Annotated in this window: 18 protein-coding genes; 11 read left to right on the top strand and 7 right to left on the bottom strand. The window is 68.1% G+C overall.

The annotated features are described in order from the left end of the window. Positions 1-24: 24 nt before the first annotated feature. From RCO28_RS08560 to RCO28_RS08550, 3 genes are read right to left on the bottom strand one after another with little or no spacing between them, the layout of a single operon-like run. Positions 25-732, bottom strand: coding sequence for a maleylpyruvate isomerase family mycothiol-dependent enzyme (locus tag RCO28_RS08560; RefSeq protein ID WP_308940388.1), 708 nt, complete (start codon positions 730-732; stop codon positions 25-27). Next, positions 732-1,571, bottom strand: coding sequence for a fumarylacetoacetate hydrolase family protein (locus RCO28_RS08555; RefSeq protein WP_308940387.1), 840 nt, complete (start codon positions 1,569-1,571; stop codon positions 732-734). Before RCO28_RS08555 ends, RCO28_RS08560 begins: the two co-directional genes overlap by 1 nt. After that, complete coding sequence (locus RCO28_RS08550) at positions 1,568-2,731, bottom strand: cupin domain-containing protein (RefSeq protein ID WP_308940386.1); 1,164 nt, start codon at positions 2,729-2,731, stop codon at positions 1,568-1,570. Before RCO28_RS08550 ends, RCO28_RS08555 begins: the two co-directional genes overlap by 4 nt. 93 nt (positions 2,732-2,824) lie before the next feature. Here RCO28_RS08550 and RCO28_RS08545 point away from each other — a divergent pair, with 93 nt between their 5' ends. Then, positions 2,825-3,601: an IclR family transcriptional regulator gene (locus RCO28_RS08545; protein ID WP_308940385.1), complete on the top strand. Its 777-nt coding sequence runs from the start codon at positions 2,825-2,827 to the stop codon at positions 3,599-3,601. Between the two features lie 188 nt (positions 3,602-3,789). Here RCO28_RS08545 and RCO28_RS08540 read toward each other — a convergent pair whose 3' ends face one another. Then, positions 3,790-5,412: an MFS transporter gene (locus RCO28_RS08540; RefSeq protein WP_308940384.1), complete on the bottom strand. Its 1,623-nt coding sequence runs from the start codon at positions 5,410-5,412 to the stop codon at positions 3,790-3,792. Between the two features lie 273 nt (positions 5,413-5,685). Continuing rightward, positions 5,686-6,159 (bottom strand): MarR family transcriptional regulator, encoded by a 474-nt coding sequence (locus RCO28_RS08535; RefSeq protein WP_308940383.1) that lies wholly within the window; start codon positions 6,157-6,159, stop codon positions 5,686-5,688. Positions 6,160-6,281: 122 nt separating this feature from the next. Here RCO28_RS08535 and RCO28_RS39320 point away from each other — a divergent pair, with 122 nt between their 5' ends. Next, complete coding sequence (locus tag RCO28_RS39320; RefSeq protein ID WP_374991120.1) at positions 6,282-6,788, top strand: PP2C family protein-serine/threonine phosphatase; 507 nt, start codon at positions 6,282-6,284, stop codon at positions 6,786-6,788. Positions 6,789-6,807: 19 nt separating this feature from the next. On the opposite strand, the gene RCO28_RS08525 is transcribed toward RCO28_RS39320, so the two are convergent. Then, positions 6,808-7,974 carry a helix-turn-helix domain-containing protein gene (locus tag RCO28_RS08525; RefSeq protein ID WP_308940382.1) on the bottom strand — a complete coding sequence of 389 codons (1,167 nt, stop codon included), beginning with the start codon at positions 7,972-7,974 and terminating at the stop codon, positions 6,808-6,810. 217 nt (positions 7,975-8,191) lie between these two features. Here RCO28_RS08525 and RCO28_RS08520 point away from each other — a divergent pair, with 217 nt between their 5' ends. The 4 genes from RCO28_RS08520 (at position 8,192) to RCO28_RS08505 (ending at position 13,492) form a co-directional block, all read left to right on the top strand. Further along, positions 8,192-9,655, top strand: coding sequence for an amino acid permease (locus RCO28_RS08520; protein WP_308940381.1), 1,464 nt, complete (start codon positions 8,192-8,194; stop codon positions 9,653-9,655). A 26-nt stretch (positions 9,656-9,681) separates the two neighbouring features. After that, positions 9,682-10,941: a M20 family metallo-hydrolase gene (locus tag RCO28_RS08515; RefSeq protein ID WP_308940380.1), complete on the top strand. Its 1,260-nt coding sequence runs from the start codon at positions 9,682-9,684 to the stop codon at positions 10,939-10,941. Further along, positions 10,934-11,725 carry a nitrilase-related carbon-nitrogen hydrolase gene (locus RCO28_RS08510; protein ID WP_308940379.1) on the top strand — a complete coding sequence of 264 codons (792 nt, stop codon included), beginning with the start codon at positions 10,934-10,936 and terminating at the stop codon, positions 11,723-11,725. The genes RCO28_RS08515 and RCO28_RS08510 overlap by 8 nt, the downstream gene beginning before the upstream one ends. 126 nt (positions 11,726-11,851) lie before the next feature. Continuing rightward, on the top strand, positions 11,852-13,492 hold the full coding sequence (locus RCO28_RS08505; RefSeq protein ID WP_308940732.1) for an NAD(P)/FAD-dependent oxidoreductase: 1,641 nt from the start codon (positions 11,852-11,854) through the stop codon (positions 13,490-13,492). Positions 13,493-14,356: 864 nt separating this feature from the next. Here the strand turns inward: RCO28_RS08505 and RCO28_RS08500 are convergent. Next, entirely contained in the window at positions 14,357-16,015 is a 1,659-nt protein-coding gene (locus tag RCO28_RS08500; RefSeq protein ID WP_308940378.1) for a thiamine pyrophosphate-dependent enzyme, read from the bottom strand. Positions 16,016-16,337: 322 nt separating this feature from the next. Here RCO28_RS08500 and RCO28_RS08495 point away from each other — a divergent pair, with 322 nt between their 5' ends. From RCO28_RS08495 to RCO28_RS08475, 5 genes are all read left to right on the top strand, one after another. Then, the gene (locus tag RCO28_RS08495; RefSeq protein ID WP_308940377.1) at positions 16,338-17,699 is read left to right on the top strand and encodes an MFS transporter; all 1,362 of its coding nucleotides are present in this window, start codon (positions 16,338-16,340) and stop codon (positions 17,697-17,699) included. Next, entirely contained in the window at positions 17,696-18,085 is a 390-nt protein-coding gene (locus tag RCO28_RS08490) for a RidA family protein (protein ID WP_308940376.1), read from the top strand. The genes RCO28_RS08495 and RCO28_RS08490 overlap by 4 nt, the downstream gene beginning before the upstream one ends. Continuing rightward, positions 18,082-18,732, top strand: a complete 651-nt coding sequence (locus tag RCO28_RS08485; protein ID WP_308940375.1) for an RraA family protein — start codon at positions 18,082-18,084, stop codon at positions 18,730-18,732. Before RCO28_RS08490 ends, RCO28_RS08485 begins: the two co-directional genes overlap by 4 nt. Positions 18,733-18,799: 67 nt before the next feature. Further along, complete coding sequence (locus tag RCO28_RS08480; protein ID WP_308940374.1) at positions 18,800-20,173, top strand: NAD-dependent succinate-semialdehyde dehydrogenase; 1,374 nt, start codon at positions 18,800-18,802, stop codon at positions 20,171-20,173. 107 nt (positions 20,174-20,280) lie between these two features. Further along, the gene (locus RCO28_RS08475; RefSeq protein ID WP_308940373.1) at positions 20,281-21,474 is read left to right on the top strand and encodes a helix-turn-helix domain-containing protein; all 1,194 of its coding nucleotides are present in this window, start codon (positions 20,281-20,283) and stop codon (positions 21,472-21,474) included. Positions 21,475-21,628: the final 154 nt, after the last annotated feature.

The raw sequence follows: 21,628 nt of genomic DNA, 5'->3' as shown, positions 1-21,628 counted from the left end.
AGGAGTCTTCGTGGGGCCCGGCGGTCAGAGCCAGCGAGCCAGGGCAGGCACCGGACCACCGCCGGGGGCCGTGAGGGCGTGCTCGCGCCCGGTCAGGTAGGCCGTGATCTCGTGGAGGGGGGCGGTGAGCCCGGCCGGTTCGCCCTCCCCGGGGAGCTCCCAGCGAGCACCGGTGTCGGTGGCCTCCAGGAGCAGCGCGGGGCCGCCGTCCTTGGCGCGCTTGGCCACGACGTCGTCGCAGAGCGCGGCGAGGAAGCCGGTCGGCAGGGCGGCGAAGGTCAGACCGGTACCGAGGTCGACCGCGTGGACGCACACCTCACGGGAACGCATCCAGGGCAGTTCGGTGGCGGGCACGGTGCGGCCCTGTGCTGTGACGACCGGGGACCGCCATTGCTCGTCACTGAGCGAGCCCGTCGACGCGGCCAGCTCGTCCGCGGATCGGCGGAGCCACGCGGTCAGTTCGGCGGCGGGCATGGCCGCGCCCCGTTCGATCCCGGCGGCGCGCTCCTCCGGGGAGGAGTACATCGGCTTGCGGTCGCCTGTGGCCGCCCAGTGGACGAGGTTGCCCAGGGCATCGGCGTTGGCGGCGACGTGCGCGACGAGATGCTTGCGGGTCCAGCCGGGCAGCGCGCTCGGCGCGTCAAGACCGGCCTCACCAATATCCGCCGCCCGGACGAACAGATCGGTTCCGAGCCGCGCCCAGCGCCTGGCTTCCTCGAACGTGCGGGACATCAGGCGGACTTCTCCTTGACGACACGGTTCGCCAGGCGGCCGATGCCGTCGATCTCGGCGACGACCGTCTCACCGCCCAGCAGGTAGCGGGCAGGCTTGCGGGCGTGACCGACACCGCCCGGGGTGCCGGTGGCGATGATGTCGCCCGGGTTCAGGCGCACGATCGTCGAGACGTACTCGACCAGGTCGACCGGGTCGAAGAGCAGGTCGGCGGTGGTGTCGGACTGCATGACCGCACCGTCCACGGTCAGGCGGACGTCGAGGGCGGGGCGTACGCCGCCGGGCAGCTCTTCGGGTGTGACCAGGTAGGGGCCGACCGGGGTGCTGGAGTCCCACATCTTGCCCTGCAGCCACTCGCGGGTACGGAACTGCCAGTCCCGGCAGGTGATGTCGTTCAGGACGGTGAACCCGGCGATCGCCTGCTCGGCCTCCTCGCCCCGGGCGCGGCGCACCCGCTTGCCGACGACCACCGCGAGCTCGACCTCCCAGTCGAACTCGTCGGTCTCCTCCGGCCGGGCGATGTTGTCGCCGGCGCCGATCAGCGCGTCGGCGAACTTCGCGAACAGGGTGGGGTGTTCGGGCAGGTCCCGCCCCATCTCCTGAATGTGGTTGCGGTAGTTGAGGCCGACACAGATCACCTTCGAGGGCTGCGGGACCAGGGGCGCGAAGTCGGCTCCGGTCACGTCGTACGCCGGTCCGGTGGCCGCGGCGGCTCGATCGGCCCAGTCGTCCTGGGCGAGGAGGGTGCCGACGTCCGGGACGCCGAGGTCGATCAGGACGTCGCCGTCGAGCCGGACGGCCTTGGTGGCGCCGCCGGTGCGCAGGGTGGCGAGCTTCATCGGGTGGTTCCTTCCACGTGGGTACGGTCGAGCCGGAGGGCCTCGAAGATCGGGGAGTCGCTGAAGCGGAACAGGTCCAGGGCGCCGGAGTCGGAGTCGGTGGTACCGGCTTCGGAGCGCACGGACAGCGGCTGCCAGGAGGGGACGACGAACAGGTCGCCGCGCGTCACGGACCAGGTCTTCTCGCCGACGGTGACGGTGCCGGAGCCATCGAAGACCTGGTAGACGGACGAGCCGGTCTCGCGGACCGGCGCGGTCTCGGCGCCGCGCGCGACGCGGTGCATCTCGGCGCGGATGGTGGGCAGTACGTCGGCGCCCGTGGCCGGGTCGCTGAACCGGACGGCGGCGTGGCCGGGCTCGACGGTTCCCTCGAAGTCCTCGGCCTCCAGGGCGAGTTGATCGTTCAGGGCGCTGTCGGTGTGCTCCCAGCGGTACGCCAGCAGGGGTGAGCCGGGCCGGGTGGTGCGGGCGGACACCGGGCGCAGGCCGGGGTGGCCCCACAGCCGCTCGGAGCGCGAACGTTCGGGGGTGATCCGCTCGGCGTCGCCGATCTCGTCCCGGCCGTACTCGAAGAACTGGGTCTCGGTGCCGTACTGGAACGGGATGTCGAGACCGTCGATCCAGGCCATCGGCTCGGCGGTGGCGTTGTGGTGCGCGTGCATGTTCCAGCCTGCCTGCGGGAGGAAGTCGCCGCGTCGCATGGCCACCGGGTCGCCGCCGACGACCGTCCAGACGCCCTCCCCCTCGACGACGAACCGGAACGCGTGCTGTGTGTGCCGGTGCTCCGGGGCGTCCTCCCCCGGCATCAGGTACTGGATCGCGGCCCACAGGGTCGGCGTGGCGAACGGTCGGCCGCCCAGCGAAGGGTTGGCCAGCGCGATGGCGCGGCGCTCGCCGCCGCGTCCGACGGGGACGAGGTCGCCGGCCCGCGCCGCGAGCGCGCGTAGCTGTTCCCAGCGCCACACGTGCGGGACGGCGCGCGAGCGCGGGTGGGCCGGCATCAGGTCACCGATCTCGGTCCACAACGGGACGAGCAGTTCCTGTTCGAAGCCCCGGTACAGCTCTTCGAGCGCCGGGGTGACCTCGGGCTGCCCCTCCGCCGTGACGGCCTGGAGCCGGACCGGGGAACCCGTGGCGTGGGCGATGGAGGACTGAGTCATGCGACTCAGCGTGGATCGAACTGCTCAGCGGAACACGTAGATTCTGGAGAGCAGAACGCAGAACGCGTAACGGCGCGAACGTGAAGGCAGGCCATGGACAAACCGCTCAAGACGCCACCGCCCTACCCGATCGCGAGTGTCGATCACGCACTGCGAGCCGCGACCATCCTGCAGATGGAGGGCGGCGTGACGGTCTCGCAGATCGCCGAGCGGCTGGGAGTCGCCCGCTCCACCGCCCACCGGCTCCTGGCGATGCTCGTCTACCGGGACTTCGCCGTGCAGGACGAGGACCGCCACTACCGCGCGGGCCCGGTACTGGAGCTGGCCGCGCACTCCCAATCCCTGGTGTCGCGGCTGCGCACGGCGGCCCTGCCCCACTTGCAGCGGATCGTCGGCCTCGTGGACGAGACCGCGAACCTGATCGTCCGCACCGGCGACACGGCACGGTTCATCGCCAGCGTCGAGTGCCGGCAGGCCCTGCGAGTCGGCTCCAGGGAGGGCATGGTGTTCCCGGCCCACCGCACGACGGCGGGACTGCTGCTCCTCGCCGAACTTCCCGACGAGCAGCTGGAGGAGGTGTACGCCCCCGAGCGCTACCGCGACCGTCCCGGCGATCGCCCCGACCTCTCCGCGCTGCGGACCGAGCTGAGGCGACTGCGCCGCAACGGCTTCGCCGTCAACCGGGAGCGGTCCGAACGCGGCCTCGTCGCCGTCGGCGTGACGGTGCGCGACCGGGACAGCACCGCACTGGCGGGCCTGTCCGTGTCCATGCCCGGCGTGCGCTACGACCCGCACGACCTCCAGTCCCTGGTCTCCACCTTGAACGCCGCGGCACACGCACTGGAAGAGGACCTGGTCGAGCGGCGGTGAGCCTGGGCGGGCGGTCGGGCGGTCAGCGGCCGAGCCGTCCGCGGCCGAGCGGGGCGAGGCGCCGTCACCCGCCGCGACGTGGAGCAAGCCGGGCGAGCCACCGGTTCGACGCCGTGCTCCACTTCCGGGACGGCGCCGCCGGGGCCGATTCGCGCCCCGGCAGCGCCGTCCCACGCGGGTGGCGGTGCTCAATGAGCAGCGACGACCACCACGTCCCCGTCTCCGGCTTTCGCCTCCTCGGCGCGGCTCCTGATCCCGACGACGGCGACGACGGCGCCGATCAGGCAGAGGATGCCGGTCACGGTGACGGCGGAGTGCAGACCGCTCACGAAGGCCTGGCCGCTGCCTTCTACGACCGCGGCCTTGAGCTGTGCCGTCATGTCGGAGGAGACCGGGGCGATCCCCATCGTGACGGCGTCCTCGGCCTGCTCGAGTTCGTGGGCCACGGAGACCGGAACGCCCGCGCGGGTCAGCTCACCGAACAGCGAGGAACCGACCTTGCCCGCGATCACGGTGACCAGCACGGAGGTGCCGAGCGCACCACCGATCTGCAGCATGGTGGACTGCAGGCCGGACGCCACACCGCCGTCCCTGACCGGCGCGTTGCCGATGATCGCCGCGGCGGTGGCGGGCAGCACGATGCCCACGCCGAGACCCATCGCGACGTACGCCGGCCACATGGTCGCGTAGGACGAGTCGACGGTCCAGGTGAGCATAGAGAACATGGCGGCGGCCGAGAGCACCAGACCCAGCGGGATGGTGACGCGCGGGCCGAAGCGGGTGGTCAGTTGGGAGCCCATCGGGGAGGCGAACAGCGAGGCGATCGACATCGGCAGCGTGCTGATACCGGCCTCGACAGGCGTGTAGCCGCGCACGTTCTGCAGGTACAGCATGATGAAGAAGATGCCGCCGAGCATCACGAAGAAGTTCAGCAGGGTCATCACCGCGCCGGTGGTCAGCGAACGGTTGCGGAACAGGCGCATCGGCAGCAGCGGGTGCTCCTGCCGGGTCTCGTACCGGCAGAAGAGGACCAGGAGCACCAGGCCGAGGGCGATGGAACCGAGGGTTCCGACGGAGGACCAGCCCCAGGTCTCGCCCTTGACGATGCCGAAGACGAGCGCAAGCAGACCGGCGGCGAGCAGGACGACACCCGCGATGTCGAAGCGCTCCCGTCCGCTGGAGCTCTTGGACTCCGCGAGGACCGCCATGCTGAACAGCAGGGCGACGACGCCGATCGGCGCGTTCAGGTAGAACACCCAGGTCCAGTCGACGTGTTCGACGAGCAGGCCGCCGATGATCGGCCCGAGCGAGGTCGACACGGCCGAGACCATGCCCCAGATACCCACCGCGAGCGCGAACTTCTTCGGCGGGAACACGGCGCGCAGGATGCCCAGGGTGTTGGGCATCAGGATGCCTCCGCACAGACCCTGCAGAGCACGGAAGACGATCACACCCTCGACGCTGCTCGCGAGTCCGATGGCGACCGAGGTGACGACGAATCCGCCGACACCCAAGAGGTAGTAGAAGCGCCGGCCGAACCGGTCACCGAGCTTGCCGCCGAGGATCATCGAAGCCGCGAGGGCGAGCAGGTAGGAGTTGGTGACCCATTGCAGCTCCGCGGTGCTCGCCCCGAGGTCCTTGCCGATCGCCGGGTTGGCGATGGCGACGACGGAGCCGTCGAGCTGCACCATGAGCAGGCCGAACGACACCGCGATCAGAGCAAGCCAGGGATTGCCCCGGCGGCCCACGGACTTCGGCTGCTCGGGAGCAGCCGTGGCCGGGGCGGAGTTGCCCATGGAAATGGACACCATGAAGAGGCCGTTTCTTTTGAAGGGAGTTTGAAGGGGATGGCTGTACGAGCAGCACGAAGCGCGGCATCGCCACGGTCACAGCCGGTGCTGCCACAGCTGGTACTGCCACAGCTGGTACGGGGGCGGCCCCGCCGGCCGACAAGGGGACGGGGCGAGGGCAGGACGGGCCTGTGCCGAGGGCAGTCCCCATGGGAACTGCCCTCGGCACAGGAAGAACACGGAAGGCGAAACGCCTCGGCACACGCGGATGTGTGAGCCGGCGCCCCTGCCCCGTCAGCCCGCCGTGGGGTGAAGGTGGCGCGTCAGCGACTTCAGCGCATGGACGGCGGAACCGAGCGCGTCCATCTCGCCCTCGGTGAGGGACGGCAGCGCCTCGCGGAGGTACCCCTCTTCGAGGGCGGTCACCTCGGCGATCCGCTGCCGGGAGGAGGCCGTGAGGTGCAGGCGCGCGATCCGCTTGTCGGCGGCGTCCTGCCGGCGCTCCAGTTCGCCCCGCTCCGTGAGTTGAGAGACCAGGGCGCTGACGTTGTTGGGCTTCATCAGCAGCGCATCGGCCGCCTCGCGGACCGTGGCGCCTTCGCGCTGCGCGACGAACCGCAGCAGCGCGAGCTGCCCCTCGGGCGGCTTGGGGTGGGGGTACTCCCTTGCCACCCGCCGCTCAAGTGCCCGGTGCAGCGCAGGCAGGCACGCCGCGAGCTCGGAGGCCACACGGTCGATGCGCTGTTCGGGAGCACTGCCAGGAAGCATGTATGACAACATAGGTATCTCCACATACCTATGTCAACGCCCGCCAGTACATCCATGAACGCACGACCGCCCTGGCTCTCCAGCGGAGCGTGCTCCCGACCCGCATGCCCAGACACGGCGCTGTGGAGACGGCCGCCCGCTATCTGCCCTCCAGCGCACGGGCGGGTGTGGGAGGCGACTGGTACGACGTGATTCCGCTCTCCGGCGCCCGGATCGCCTTCGTCATCGGCGACGTGGTGGGCCGTGGTCTGTATGCCTCCGCAATCATGGGGCGGCTGCGCACGGCCGTACGCACGCTCGCGGACATCGACCTGATGCCGGACAAACTCCTCAATCGCGCGCACCTACGCGACCGACCGGCTGGCCGCCTGGGACCTGGACGACCTGGCCTTCAGCACAGAGCTCATGGTCAGCGAACTCGTGATGAACGCGATCCGCTATGGACGACCGCCCGTCAGTCTGCGGATGATCCTCCAGTCCACGCTGACTTGCGAGGTCGCGGACGCCTCCAGCTTTCTGACGCCGGTTCACCTCGCAGCTGCGTCTCACCCACGTCGCGCCAGGGGATTCAACTCTGGATCATCTCGCTGAAAAACAGCGCAACCGGCACCGGAAGCAATCCCTCCTAGACTTCCTCAGCTTCGTCCGTCAGGGCCGTGCTCCGTGCTTCTCCAGAGCGATGATCACGGCCGCAGCGTCGTAGGGACGCTGCACGTCCAGCCCTGTGTACCTCTCGAAGGCATTCAGCCGATTCAGAACAGTGTTGCGATGACAGTGCAGAACCCGCCCCGTCTCCCCCAAGCTCCCGGAGTCCAGGTAGGTGCTGACTGTTTCCAAGATCTTCCTGCGCTCGAGATCCGTGCAATTCTCCAGGTGTGGGAAGACGATCTGGCCCAAGTCGCAACCCACACCGGCGAGAAGGTGCCGAGTGACCGACCGCCACCGATCCGACAAGGTGGCCACGCCCGAGCTGTCCATCGGTAGGTCGATCATGATCTCTCGGGCAGCCGCAGCGGACTCCCTCACCCGCGCCAGCCCTCGTGCCACGGGTGCGACCGCGACAGCCATGTCGGCGAAGAGTTCTTTCGCAGGGGCCACCAGCCGTCTCAGGGCAGCCTCGGTTGTCGGCCAGACGAACAGCGTGTGATGGCCCATGTCGTAGGCGAAGAAGGCATGCGCGCTCCGCGCCTTGCCGCGGATCCGCCGGCGCACCACTGCTCCGTCGTCACGGGAGACCGCGGCCACGCAGAAATTTCCGGACAGAGAGATGCGCAGCGCCCCGGCGATGCGCTCCAGGGCGGCCTCGGTCGGCCTTGTCGCCGCGAACAGCTGGGACAGGTACTGCCTTTGGAGATCGGCGTTGGCCTGTTCGATGGCCAGTTGTTCCGCGAGATAGGCGTCCTGCACATGCAGCACGAACTCGTCCACCGTGCCCCACACCCGTCCGGCGTTGCGAACGAGCAGAGTCGGGTCAACCCCGGACGACGGCTCCGCCAGGTGCTCCCACAGCACAGTCGCGTCCAACCGGACAGCGCGAAGCAGGCTGTCCAGCGGAACGGCCTGTCGGGCGCGCCGGGTGCCCAGCGATTCGGCGATGACGGCGAGCCCATTAGTGGTCCCGTCCGAAGACAGACTGTCCAGTAGCGCCGTGAACGACTCCACACTCGCCCGGCGCAAATCCTCTGCCGTCAGTTCGGAATCGGCATAGGACGGGTCCGCCATCGTGCGAGCGAGGAACTGTTCCACCATCGCACCCAAACGACCGCGCGTCTGCTCGATGAGGCCGTCCCATCGCCGTTCGTCCTCATCGGTCACGCACGTCTCCTTCCCATGGGCGCCCAGGGCCTCGAAATATTACGTCGCCGCTCGCACGCGCGGACATCACCCCTCATCTCTGAGATCGCCCGCCGCAGTTTTGTGCATGCGCCTAATTTTTGGCTCCGCGCACGGTGCAGCATTTCATTGTCGGTTCACACGGCCGCTGGCAACCTTCCGTTCGCACCCAGTTCAACGGCGACACAAGGAGGCACTCGTGGCTGTGGAAACGGGCACGGACACAGCACGACCGAGAGGCTCCGACAGCGAAGAACCCGAATACCAGAAGGGGTTGTCGCACCGCCAGATACAAATGATCGGTATCGGGGGCGCGATCGGTACAGGACTCTTCCTGGGAGCGGGGGGACGACTTGCCTCGGCAGGCCCGGCGCTGGCCATCGTCTACGCTCTCTGCGGGGTCTTCGCCTTCTTCATCCTCCGGGCCCTAGGCGAGTTGGTTGTTCATCGCCCAAATTCTGGTTCTTTCGTTTCCTACGCGCGTGAATTCTTCGGCGAGAAGGCCGCCTTCGTATCCGGCTGGGTCTACTCGATATCCTGGGCGCTCACTGCCATAGTCGACATCACCGCGGTCGCCACCTATTTCCATTTCTGGCCGGCACTGACCAGCGTCCCGCAATGGCTGCTTGCTCTCACCGCACTGCTCGTCGTGACGTGCGCCAACCTCGTCTCCGTTCGCCTCTTCGGCGAGCTGGAGTTCTGGTTCGCCCTGGTGAAGGTGGTGGCGATCGCCATCTTCCTCGTCGTCGGAGGCGTCATCCTCGCCGCCGGCTTCCCGGCGGACGGCCAGAGCACGGGCGTGTCGGTGCTGACCGAGCACGGCGGCATCCTGCCGAATGGAATCCTCCCCGTGGTGATCGTCGTGCAAGGCATCGTTTTCGCCTACGCCGGCATCGACCTGATCGGCGTCACGGCCGGGGAGACGAAGAACCCGGCCAAGGTGATGCCGCGCGCAGTCAACGCCGTCATCCTGCGGATCGCGGTGTTCTATGTCGGCTCGACCGTTCTGCTCGCACTTCTGCTGCCGTACGACTCCTACCAGGCCAACGAGTCGCCGTTCGTCACGGTGTTCACCAAGCTCGGTGTCCCCGGAGCCGGCGGGGCGATGAATCTGGTGGTACTCACTGCGGCGCTGTCCAGCCTGAACGCGGGGCTGTACTCCACGGGACGCATCTACCGTTCGATGGCCCGCACCGGCACCGCTCCCCGCTTCATGGGCCGCCTCAGCCGTCAGGGCGTGCCGTACGGCGGGGTCCTCTTCACAGCAGTGCTCGCGCTCCTCGGAGTGGGGCTCAATGCAATCGTCCCGGAGCAAGCATTCGAGATCGCGATCAACGCGACTGCCCTGGCGATCCTTTGTACGTGGGCGACGATCGTCCTCTGTCAACTGCGGCTGTATCGCTGGTCCCAGCAGGGCAAGGTGGCCCGACCCGCGTTCCGCCTGTTCGGCGCCCCCTGGACGTCTTACCTCACGCTTCTGTTCCTCTTCGGGGTCCTCGTCCTCATGGTCTTCGACTACCCGGTCGGGACCTACACCATCGGCACGCTGATCTTCATCGTCCCCGCTCTCGTTCTCGGTTGGTACTGCGTACGCGGCCGCGTCCTCGCCCTCGCGGAGGACCGGGCCCGGTCCTCCGCGCCGAGGCCCTCCGAACTCCCTTGACCAGACTCTCTCCTGAGGAGGCAGACATGACCCTCAAGCACACCACCACGGGCTCCGACGCAGACCTGTTCCTGCGTGACTTCCGCTCGCTCAGCGCGATCGGCGAGACACCCGGAGGAGGCGTCGACCGGCAGGCCGCGACCGTCGCCGACGCCCAGTCACGGGCCTGGTTCACCAGCTTGTTGAACCAGTACGGCTTCACGGTCGAGGTCGACGCGATCGGAAACATCTTCGGCCTCTTGGAGTGGAACCCCGGTGCGCCCTACGTGCTGGTCGGCTCCCACCTCGACAGTCAGCCCCTCGCCGGCAAGTTCGATGGGGCATACGGGGTCGCAGCAGCCCTGCATGCGGGCCGACGGCTAGCCGAGGGCCACGATCCCGGTCATCGGCCGAAGTACAACCTGGCCATTGTGGACTGGTTCAACGAAGAGGGTTCCCGGTTCGCCCCGTCCATGATGGGCAGCTCGGTCTTCACCGGGAAGATGACCGCGGTGGACGCCCTCAGCACGCGGGACGCGGCGGGCGTGACGGTCGCCGATGCCCTCGGCGCCATCGGGCACTCCGGGTCGGGGACCGGGCCGGTGCCCGCCGCGTGCGCGGAGATCCACATCGAGCAGGGTCGGTCGCTCGAGGATTCCGGCACCACGATCGGGCTCGTGCATTCCTGCTGGGCAGCGGAGAAGTTCACCGTCACCGTGCACGGCGAGCAGGCGCACACCGGGTCCACGGTCATCGCCGACCGCCGCGACGCCCTGCTCGGGGCCTCCCGCCTGGTGGTGCTGCTGCGCCAGCTGGCCGACCACTACCCCGCCGGCGCTCTCCACACCTCCGTCGGACAGCTCACCGTGCTGCCCAACTCCCCCGTCGTCGTTCCCCGTCGGGTCGATCTCACCATGGATCTCCGCTCCGCCGACGAGGACATCCTCGCCGAGGCCAAGCAGCTGCTGGACGACGGCATCAAGCTCATTGAAGACGAGGCCGACGTCCGGGTCGAGGTACGCGGAGCTCATGCCTGGGGTGTCCGTCCGTACCCGGCAGCCGGTGTGGACCTGGCGCGTGAGTGTGCCGACTCCCTCGGTCTCACCAGCCGGCCCGTGTACACGCTGGCCGGACACGACTCCATCAACATGAACGACGTCGTGCCGACGGTCATGTTGTTCGTCCCGAGCCAGGACGGGATCAGCCACAACGAGGGCGAGTTCACCGAGGACGGCGACCTGTGCTCCGGAGTCGACGTGCTGACCGAGGTGGTCCGGCGGCTGTGCGAGGGTGCGCTAGATGACTGAGCCCGGAGCCGTGCGGGTGGCCGTGATGCAGGCGACCGGCATCGTCGGCGACGCCAGCCGCAACCTGGCGACTGTCGAGAAATTCGCGCATCGGGCGACCGCTCGCGGTGCAGAGCTTCTGGTGACACCGGAGCTGTTCGCCAGCGGCTACGGCCCGGCGGCCGTAGCCGACGACGACGGCTCCCGTCACCGGGAGCAGCTCGCGGCCGTGGCGCGGTCTGCTGGGGTGGCGATCGTGGCGTCCACCGTCGACCACCAGGATGGTGAACGCTTCATCAGCGCCTCGCTCTTCGACCGCAACGGGCGGGAACTGAGCAGGTACCACAAGGCCCATCTCTTCGGGGCTGCGGAGAACGCGTTCTTCACGCCCGGCAGGCTACGGCCTCAGGTCGTTGAACTGCGGGGCGTCCGCGTGGCGCTCGGCATCTGCTTCGACGTGGAGTTCCCCGAGTTCGTCCGTGACGTGGCGCTGTCCGGCGCCGAGCTGCTGTGCGTACCGACGGCGGTGCCGCTGCGGGTGCCCGTCGACGGTCGGCCCGCGCCGTTCGACACCCGGCTCGTGCCGGGCATGGTGGTGCCGACGCGGGCACTCGAGAGCCAGATCTTCATCGCATACGCCAACCACGCCGGGCCCACTTTCGCCGGACTGAGCTGCCTCAGCGACCCGTATGGGAAACGCGTCGCGGCTGGTGAGTCCGGTGAGGCACTCGTGGTGGGCGAGGTAAGCCGGCACATTCTGCGCGCGGCGCGCCACGACACCGACTACCTCTCCCGGCGCGGCTGACCGCCACGTCTCAGAACGCCCCTTCATTCCGTACGACCTCTCTCGCACAACCGATCCGCGCCGGGCCGTCCCCGGCACGAACCTTCAGGACAGCCCGTGAACACGCCCCCGCACAGCGGGATCAGCATGCTGATCCCGGACTTCCCCTTCCCCTACGACGAGTACCTGGCCCACCCCGACGGGCTCGGCTGGATCCCGCCCGAGCACCACGGCACGGAGATCGCCGTCGTCGGCGCCGGCATGTCCGGTCTGGTCGCCGCGTACGAGCTGATGAAGCTCGGCCTCAAACCGGTCGTTTACGAGTCCGCCCAGCTCGGCGGTCGGATGCGTGGCGCACGTCAGGCGGGCACCGACCATCCGGTGGCAGACCTGGGAGGCATGCGGTTCCCCCGGTCCGCTCGCGCCCTCTTCCACTACATCGGCATGCTCGGCCTCGACACAAAGCCGTTCCCGAACCCCCTCACCCCGGCCTCCGACAGCACCGTGATCGAGATCGCCGGACGCAAGCACTACGCCGAGTCCGCCGCCGATCTGCCGCAGATGTTCCACGACGTCGCTGCTGCCTGGCACGACAGTCTGGTGGAGCGGTCCCACTTCGGCTCCATGCAACGGGCGATAGCGGACCGCGACTACGGCACGATCAAGCAGCTCTGGAACGAGCTGGTGCCGCAACTGGACGACATGTCCCTGTCGCACTACCTCGCCACGTCCAAGGCGTTCTCCGCCCTCCCGTTCGAGTACCGGGAAGCGTTCGGGCTGGTCGGCTTCGGCACGGGCGGCTGGGACACCAACTTCCCCGACTCGATGCTCGAGATCTTGCGCGTCGTCTATGTGGGAGCCGAGGACGACCAACATCGCATTCTCGGCGGCGCGCAGCGCCTTCCCCAACTCCTGTGGCAGCACGCCCCTGAGCACCTGGCGCACTGGCCGGCCGGGACCAGCCTCGCCTCTCTGCACGGCAGCTCGCCTCTCAGCGCGGTGCGGAAGATCAGGCGGACGGGCGACGGGCCAGGCCGTCATATCGAGGTGACCGACCGATGGGGAAAAACGTCGGCCTATCCCGCAGTCATCGCCACCTGCCAGTCGTGGCTCCTGTCCGCCCGAATCGATACGGACGAGTCGCTGTTCAGCCACCAGTTGTGGACTGCCATCGAGCGCACGCACTACATGCAGTCGTCCAAGACGTTCGTCGTGGTCGACCGGCCCTTCTGGAAGGACATCGACCCGGAGACCGGACAGCACGTGCTCAGCACAACCCTCACGGACCGCCTGACCCGTGGCACATACCTGCTGGACGACGGCCCCGACAAGCCGGCGTTGATCTGCCTTTCGTACACCTGGAACGACGACGCATTGAAGTGGCTGCCGCTCGATGTCGAGGAGCGCGTCCGGCTGATGCTGCACTCCCTGAAGCAGATCTACCCGAACGTCGACATCGCCTCGCACATCGTCGGCGAGCCCGTCACCATCTCCTGGGAGGACGACCCTGACTTCATGGGCGCTTTCAGCGACAACCTGCCCGGCCACTACCGCTACCAGGAACGCCTCTACACCCACTTCATGCAAGACCGCTTCGACCCCGCCCACCGCGGCATCTTCCTAGCGGGTGACGACGTGTCATGGACCGGTGGCTGGGCCGAAGGCGCCGTCACGACCGGCCTGAACGCCGTCTGGGGCGTCATGACCCAACTGGGCGGCAAGAGCAGCGCCGCCAACCCTGGCCCCGGCGACCGCTTCGATGAACTGAAGCCGATCCGACTGGCCTAGGGATCTGCTTCTGGGTTCGCCTCGCAGACCCCGTTTTGCTTTCACGTATCGCATCGGCGAGAGGTCGCCCCCGACCAGGGTCGGCCACACGCGTCAATCCGCGCCCTCGGAGATCGTTACCAAGGGCGCGGATGAGCTTTCCATGCCTCCAACACAGTCTTGTTCCGGGGTAGTTCCTGCTCCATCCCAGGGTGTCGAGGGCGGCCCGGCGTTCTGCCCGGGAGTCCGGCCCGATGCACGTGAGGGCACTGCGCCGCAGAGTCGGACCCACGTCAAAGTTAGGGTCGCAGCCTTCCTTCAACTCATGAGTTCAGTACGCGAGTTGCTCTGCCTCAGAAGTAGTCGCGCTTCTGGGCTCCCAGCATCTCCTTGCTGTCGGTGCAGCACACCGGCACTTGATGGACAACTGCGACTGGTCATCACCGCGACCGAAGCGGACTTCGAAGCAGCTTTCGCAGAGCACAAGAGGTTCGCTCAGCTTCTGGCCAGCGGTGCGATCGCCGAAGCACGGACCAACCTGGCGGCACGACTCGACGCAGCCGAGCGAGAGGTGGCCGACCAAGCAGAACGAGACCAGGCCAGCGCTGCGAAATGCCTCACCAACTGAACGGCCCCATCACCAACGGCGAACCACGCGTGGCCTGTCAGCCCCCAGCCCGGCCCCGGAACCGATCCGAGGCCGGGCTTCGGCACAGCGCGGCGCGCGCCACCACACGAGGACCGGCGCAGGACTTGAGGCCACCGCCAGCCTTGCAAGATCGCCATCACCTCCGGGGGCGAGTACGCGAGTTCACCAGTGGCTGACTGCGATGGTGCGCGGCGACGAGGACGCCTTCGGGCTGGCGAAGGTCGCAACATCGCGGCTCAGTCTGCGCTCCCCGGCGCGCGGACAGCGGGGTCCTGGACCAGGTGGAGCACCGCCGGGAGCCCGCTCGCGCGGGCGCGCCGGTATGCCTCGCGGAAGTCGTCGGCCGACCGCACGGTTTCGCCGTAGGCGCCGTACGAGCGGGCCCACGCCGCGAAGTCCGGATTGGTCAGATGGGTGCCCGACGGACGGTCCGGGTAGGCGTTCTCCTGGTGCTCCCGGATCGTCGCATAGCAGCCATTGTCGACGACGAGAGCTACGAAAGCTGCGCCGTACCCCACTGCAGTGGCCGTTTCCTGACCATTCATCAGGAAGCAGCCGTCACCCGCGACGGACACAACTTCGCGTTCGGGGAATGTGAGTGCAGCGGCTACGGCGGCCGGTATTCCCATGCCCATGGCACCGTTGCGTGGTGCGATGAGCGAGGCCGGGCTCCCGTGCGAGAGGTAACGGGCAGGCCACAGGGCATGGTTGCCTGCGCCGTAGGTGATGACGGCATCGGGTGCGAGCTCTTCCCGAAGTACAGCCATGACCGCGGTCAGGTCGACGTGAGCGCTGTCCGCGGCGGATTCGGGGACGGGAGTGCGGAAGCGGTCGTGGGCCACCCTTGCGGCCTTGAACCAGGCGACATCGGCATCCGGTGCTGTAGGTGTGGTGACGAGATCGAGGGCGAGGGACGGCGCGTGGGCGGCGATGAACTGGTCGATGCGGCCGCAGTGGCCGCGTGCGTCGCCGGGGAGTACGAGCACGGTCTCCGAGTCCAGTCCGCGCGTGTATCCGTCGCTGAGTACGTCGCCGCGCGGAGTACCGAGAAGGACCGTGAGGTCGGCCTCGTCGAGCAGCCGGGCCGCGTGGTCGCTGCGACCGTATCCGAGGGAGCCGACGAACGACCCCGCACCCTCGAGGTCGTGGGGGACGGCGTCGTAGGCGCGGAAGTCGGCGAGGACGGGGATCGAGTGATCCGTCGTCCAGCGGATGAGTTCCTGTCCGCTCTCGGCGGTCCATCCCTCGCCCCCGACCACAACGAGGGGCCGCTTCGCGCGCTCCAACCGGTGCACCAGCTCCTTCACGTCCGCCTCGGCAACGCGCGGCCGGGGCACCTCGAGCGGCTGAACCGTGCGGGACGTGCCCGTCGGCTGGGTGAGAACGTCCTCGGGAAGGCCGATCACCACCGGCCCGGGCCGGCCACTGCACGCCGTATGGACGCTCTCAGCGACGACTCGTGACGCGGCAGCGGGGTCGTCCAGCATGACGACCTTCTTTGCTGTGCTGCCGAACCATCCGCTCAGGTCGAACTCCTGGAACGCCTCCCGTCCGCGATCGGCCACCGGGATCAACCCGACGAAGAGGATCATCGGCGTGGCGTCCTGGTACGCGGTATGGACGGCGATGAAGGCGTTCGCTGCGCCCGGGCCCCGGGTGACCATGGCCACCCCGGGCAACCCCGTCAGCCTCCCCTCCGCCAACGCCATGAACCCCGCACCACCCTCGTGCCGGGTCACCACCGTTGAGATCGGCGAGTCGTGCAGGCCGTCGAGAACGTCAAGGAATGACTCTCCGGGAACGCCGTACACCCGCTGGATTCCTTCACGCTCCAGCTGCGCGACGATCAGGTGGCCCGCAGAAAGGGGGCGCTCAGGTGATTCGGCGTTCGACATCGGAGTTGATTCCTTTTGTTGAGACCGTGGTTACCCGACCATTTTTCCTTTCCTGGATCCGGAAGACACGAGGCGTAAGCCCCCGGAAAACGGCACGGCGATGTGCAGGTGAACAGGACCGGGCCGACACACGTCGCCGGTCACGGGGAGTCTTCACTTGGGCTTCAGCGCTACGACGTGACTCATTGTTCAACTGCACACTCATCGGCCTGCGGCGATGTGCTCCTGCTTCTTGTGGCCAGCCAGCTCGCGGAGGCACCGTTGGCGAACCGCACGGCGCCCACTTCACCTCCGACGATCTCTCTGCTCAACCGGAGTTCACATGACACCGTCCAGCTCCTCGGCAACCGCCGACAGCCAACTCGACGCGAAGAAGATGCGGAGAATCTCCGTCGCCAGCGTAATAGGAACCACGGTCGAGTGGTACGACCTATTTCTGTTCGGAACAGCCTCTGCGCTGGTGTTCGACAAAGTATTCTTCCCTGAATTCGGCGGCGCAGTCGGTACAATTCTGGCGTTCTTGACATTCGCCTCCGCGTACCTGGCACGCATGGTGGGTGCCGTATTCTTCGGTCACTTCGGCGACCGTGTCGGACGAAAGTCCATGCTGCTGGTCTCCCTGATGACGATGGGCGTGGCAACCTTCGCCATCGGCCTCGTCCCCGACTACAACACCATCGGAGTTGCCGCGCCTCTGGTGCTGCTCGGCCTGCGCCTGGTGCAAGGCCTCGCGCTCGGGGGTGAGTGGGGCGGCGCCGTACTGATGACCGTCGAGCACGCACCCGAACACCGGCGCGGATTCTTCGGTTCCATGGTCCAAGTCGGCGTGCCCATCGGGACGATGCTCGCCAACGGCGCGTTCCTGCTGGTGGCTTCGGGCCTGAGCGAGGCTGCGCTGCTCTCCTGGGGGTGGCGGATTCCGTTCCTGGCCTCGGCGGTCCTCGTCGGCGTCGGCATCTACATCCGGCTGAACATCGAGGAGACGCCGTCCTTCCAAGCAGTCCGGCAGGAGGGGGCCAAGGCCAAGATCCCGTTCGTCGCGCTGATGCGCCGGCACTGGCGCCAGGTGTTGCTGGGCGGTGTCACGACGCTGTCCACGGGTTCGACCTTCACCCTGCTGGTCGCCTCCGGCGTGAGCTACGGAACCAAGGACCTCGGCCACTCAAAGGGCCTGATGCTGTGGGCGGTCATGCTCTCCTGCGTCATCGCGTTCCTGGCAATCCCGTACTTCGGCCGCCTGTCCGACCGCGTCGGCCGCAAGCCCGTCATCTACGCGGGCATTGCCGCTGAGGCCGTGTTCGCCTTCCCGTTCTTCTGGCTCCTGGACACCGGGTCGGTGCCCCTGGTCTTTGTCGCGTACGCACTCATGATGCTCGCGTTCTCCGCCAACTACGGGCCGATTGCGACCTTCCTCGCGGAACTCTTCGGCGCCCGAGTGCGGTATTCGGGGCTCTCGGTCGCCTACATGCTGTCGGGCTTGCTGGGCTCCGCGGCAACCCCCGCCATCACCGCATGGCTGCTCACGCTCACCGGCAGCAGCTCCTCGATCGCCTGGTACATCCTTGGCGCCGCTTCCCTGTCCCTGCTGGCCCTGCTCCTGCTGGCCGAGACCCGGTTCGGAGACATCGACGAGCCCGGCCTGGAGCCCCAGCCCGCCGCACGCCTGACGGGAGCCGAGGCATGAGCGAGATCACGCGCATCGACTCCGCACCGGGCGTCCCGGCCGCTGTCGGCCCCTACGTCCAGGCGACCTGCGCCGGCGGGTTCGTCTTCACGACAGGTCAGATACCCGCCGCGCCGGGGGTGTCGATCGGCACGTTCCAGGACGAGGTGCGGGAGACGCTGCGCAACCTCGAGGCCGTTCTCACTGCGGCGGGTTCGGATCTCGACCACGTCGTCAAGGTCAACACCTTCCTCAGCTCACCGGACCAGCTCGCCCCCTACAACGAGGTGTACGAGAAGCACTTCGCCGCCCGCCGGCCCGCGAGGACGACGGTGTGCGTGGGGCTGTGGGGCGTATCCCTGGAGATCGACTGCATCGCCGTGGTCAAGCCGGGGGCCGACCAGTGACCATCTCTCCGCTCTCGGCCGGACTCGGATCATCGGCGGACCTACTGGAACGCCTCCGCTGCGTCGACCTCCCCACCCTCGGCCATCTGCTCGAAGAGGGCTTCGTCAGCTCGGCTGTCCGGCAGCTCGGCCAACGGCGGCGCATGGTCGGGACCGCCGTCACCCTCGCCCTGGACGCACCCGACGCCACAGCGGTGAACCGCGCTCTCGTCGAGCTGAACCCTGGCGAGGTCCTGGTCGTCGACATGGGCGGCAACCATACCCACGCCCCTATCGGCGCCGTCACAGTGGCTGCCGCACGAGCACGCGGGGCGGCGGGCATCGTCGTCGATGGTGTGGTGACCGACGTGGAAGCGCTCAGGGATGCGCACTCCGGCCTGCCCGTCTACGCCCGCGGCACCAGCTGCCTGACCACGAAAAGGCTGGACGGCCGGCGGGAGCGACGCCAGGTTCCCGTGCACATCGGCGGCGTCCGCGTCACTCCCGGGGACTTCGTCCTCGGCGACGCCAACGGGGTGATCGCCCTGCCGGCGTCCTCACTGGCCGTCGTCGTACATCAGGCGGAGCTTTCCGACGCGGCCGAACCCGAGCTCCTCCGCCGGATCAGAGCGGGCGAGGACCTCCGGACGCTCCTCCATGTCGATTGATCGAGGACCAGACCGCAGCACCGAGCTGCCCGACGCCGGCCGCCAGAAGTAGCGAAGGAAAGATCACGTGACGGAATACAAGGTCGTCGACCCGGCCACGAACACTGTCGTGCGCCGATACGCACCATCGGACGAGGGCACGGTGGACCGCGCGATCGCGGCCGCCGCGGAGGAGTTCGCGGACTGGCGGCGACGTTCGATCAAGGACAGAGCCGACGCCGTCCTCGCCGTCTCCCATGAGTTCAAGAACCGGCGGGACGAGCTGGCCGCGACCATCACGCGCGAGATGGGCAAGACCACCCGCGAAGCGCTGGCCGAGGTGGATCTCGCGGCGGCAATCTTTGCGTACTACGCGGAACGCGGCCCCGCCTTCGCCGCTGACGAACGGCTCGACATCCGCGGCGGTGACGACGTGGTCGTCCGCTCGGAGCCGCTCGGCGCACTGCTCGGGATCATGCCCTGGAACTACCCGTACTACCAGGTCGCCCGCTTCGTCGCTCCCAACCTCGTCCTCGGCAACACCATCATCCTCAAGCACGCCCCGAGTTGCCCCGAGTCGGCCCAGGCGATCGAGGAGGTGATGAGAGCAGCCGGCCTGCCGGCCGGCGCGTACGTCAACGTGTACGCCACCAATGAACAGGTCGCTCGAATCGTCGCCGACCAGCGGGTTCAGGGTGTGTCCCTCACAGGCTCGGAGCGTGCCGGCCGCGCAGTGGGGGAAGTCGCCGGGCGTCACCTCAAGAAGTACGTCCTCGAACTCGGCGGCTCCGACCCGTTCATCGTCCTTCCCGACGCCGACCTGGAGGCGGCGGTCCGTGCTGCTGTCCAGGGCCGGATGAGCAATGCGGGCCAGGCGTGCACCGCCTCGAAACGGTTCATCGTGGTCGATCCCGTCTACGACCGGTTCCTGGACGCCTTCACCGACGCGGTCCGGTCTTTGACAGTTGGCGAACCCACGGACGACAGCGTCTCCTTCGGCCCCCTCTCTTCCGAAGAGGCCGCCCTCAGAGTGATGGCGCAGGTGAACGACGCAGTTGAGCGCGGCGCGACGGCGGTGACAGGAGGCGCGCGCCCGCTGCGCAGCGGCGCCTTCGTCGAACCCACCATTCTCACCGGCGTCACACCGGACATGCCTGCGTACCACGAGGAGATCTTCGGTCCGGTTGCGGTCGTCCATCGCGTGCCCGACACCGCGGAGGCGATTCGCCTCGCCAACGACACACCGTACGGCCTCGGCAGTGTCGTCTTCGGCCGCGAGGCTTCTGCAGCGAGGGCGGTCGCCGATGCGCTCGACGTCGGCATGGTCTCCATCAACGGTCCCTCCGACACTCAGGAGGATCTTCCCTTCGGTGGCGTCAAGCTCTCCGGCGTGGGACGGGAGCTAGGCGCCTACGGAATGAGCGAGTTCGTCAATCGGAAGGTGATCCGGGTGCGTGGCTGAGCGCTCGAACTGCGCGAGAAGTTGAAGTGCGCCTCGGTGCAGCACGGGGGCAGTGGGCGCTGGGACAAGCAACGACGTTCGTTGAGCCAGGTGAGGACAACGTCACGATGGAAGACATGCACACGTCGCACTTCGCCCTGCCCCCGCCGGACCGCCATGCCGTCGCATTGGCGCGCGAATGCCTGGAGGAGATCGACGACTTGGTCGACGAGTGGGCCGGATACGTCCGGCCCGTGCGTGCGTCCTACTCCGACCTGGTCTCGCACGAGGAGTTCCGGGACAGCGCCTGGCAGGCGTTCGAACTCCTGCTGCGCACTGTCGCCCAGTTGCCGGTGCCGGAGCGCATCACCGGAGTATCCGAGCGGGTCGGGGAACAGCGCGCCCGACAAGGCGTTCCCTTGGACGCGCTGCTGCAGGCTGCTCGTGTCGACTTCCGGGTCGTCTGGGCTGCCCTGGTGCGGCACGCGGGAGATGCGGGTCGAGCGCAGTTGGTCAACTCCGCCTACTACGTGTGGGAGGCGGTCGAGCGGCATGTCACCGGCATCATGACCGCCTATCAGCGCACCGTTCTGGAGATGGGGCGCCGTACGGAGGATGAGCGGCGCCTGTGGTTCAGTCGGCTTCTCGACAGCGGCGGACGAAACTCCACCGTGGTGCAGGACGCCGCGCGGGCTCTCGGGTTCCATATGTCCGAGCAATTCGTGTGTGCGGTCGCGTCCGGAGAGCGCGAGGGGATTCTTCGGGGAGTCGCCGGCGCTCTCCGCAGTCTCGACGCCCCGCTGCAGCACCAGGCGATCGCCTCAGACATGGTGTTGGTCGTTCAGCTGAGCCCTCGGCTGACCCGAGATGCCTTGTTGGCACAGCTCCACGGGGCACCGTGCGGGGTCTCCCCGGTGGTGACAGGGCTGGCCGAGGTGCCCCGTGCAGTGGCTCTGGCCACCGCTACTGCCCGAGTACTGCCGCCCGACGCCGCTGGACCGCGACGACTTGAGGACAGCTGGATCGATGTCCTGGTCCACCGGGCCGAGGACCTGGGTCGGTATTTGGCGGCAGACATACTGGGCGGGCTGCACAGCGGAGTTCCCTGTGTGGAGGCGGACCGGCTGTTGGAAACCGTCCAGGTTCACCTGTCGGGCGGCGGGTCCGTGGCTGACACAGCTGCGACCTTGTACTGCCATCGCAACACGATCCAGCAGCGCCTCAACCGCTTTGCCGAACTCACCGGTCGCGATCCACGACGTCCCGAGGACGCGGCACTGGTGGCCCTGGCTCTCAGCGCGAATCGTCTGCACCAGACGTGACAGCCATCGGAGCATCAGGGCATCGGGGCATCGGGGCGTCACGGAGAACATGACTTGGCGGGGTCCCCCGGCGCTGCCGGGGCAGGCTACAGCTCAGAGTCATCCCATTGGTCCAGGAAGTCGTCCGTCAACTCAACGCTCGGCTCCTCCTGTT

This window comes from Streptomyces sp. LHD-70, from assembly GCF_031157275.1.
Taxonomy (GTDB): Bacteria; Actinomycetota; Actinomycetes; order Streptomycetales; family Streptomycetaceae; genus Streptomyces.
Note: the sequence above shows the minus strand (reverse complement) of the source record. Positions and strands in the feature narration are given on the sequence as shown.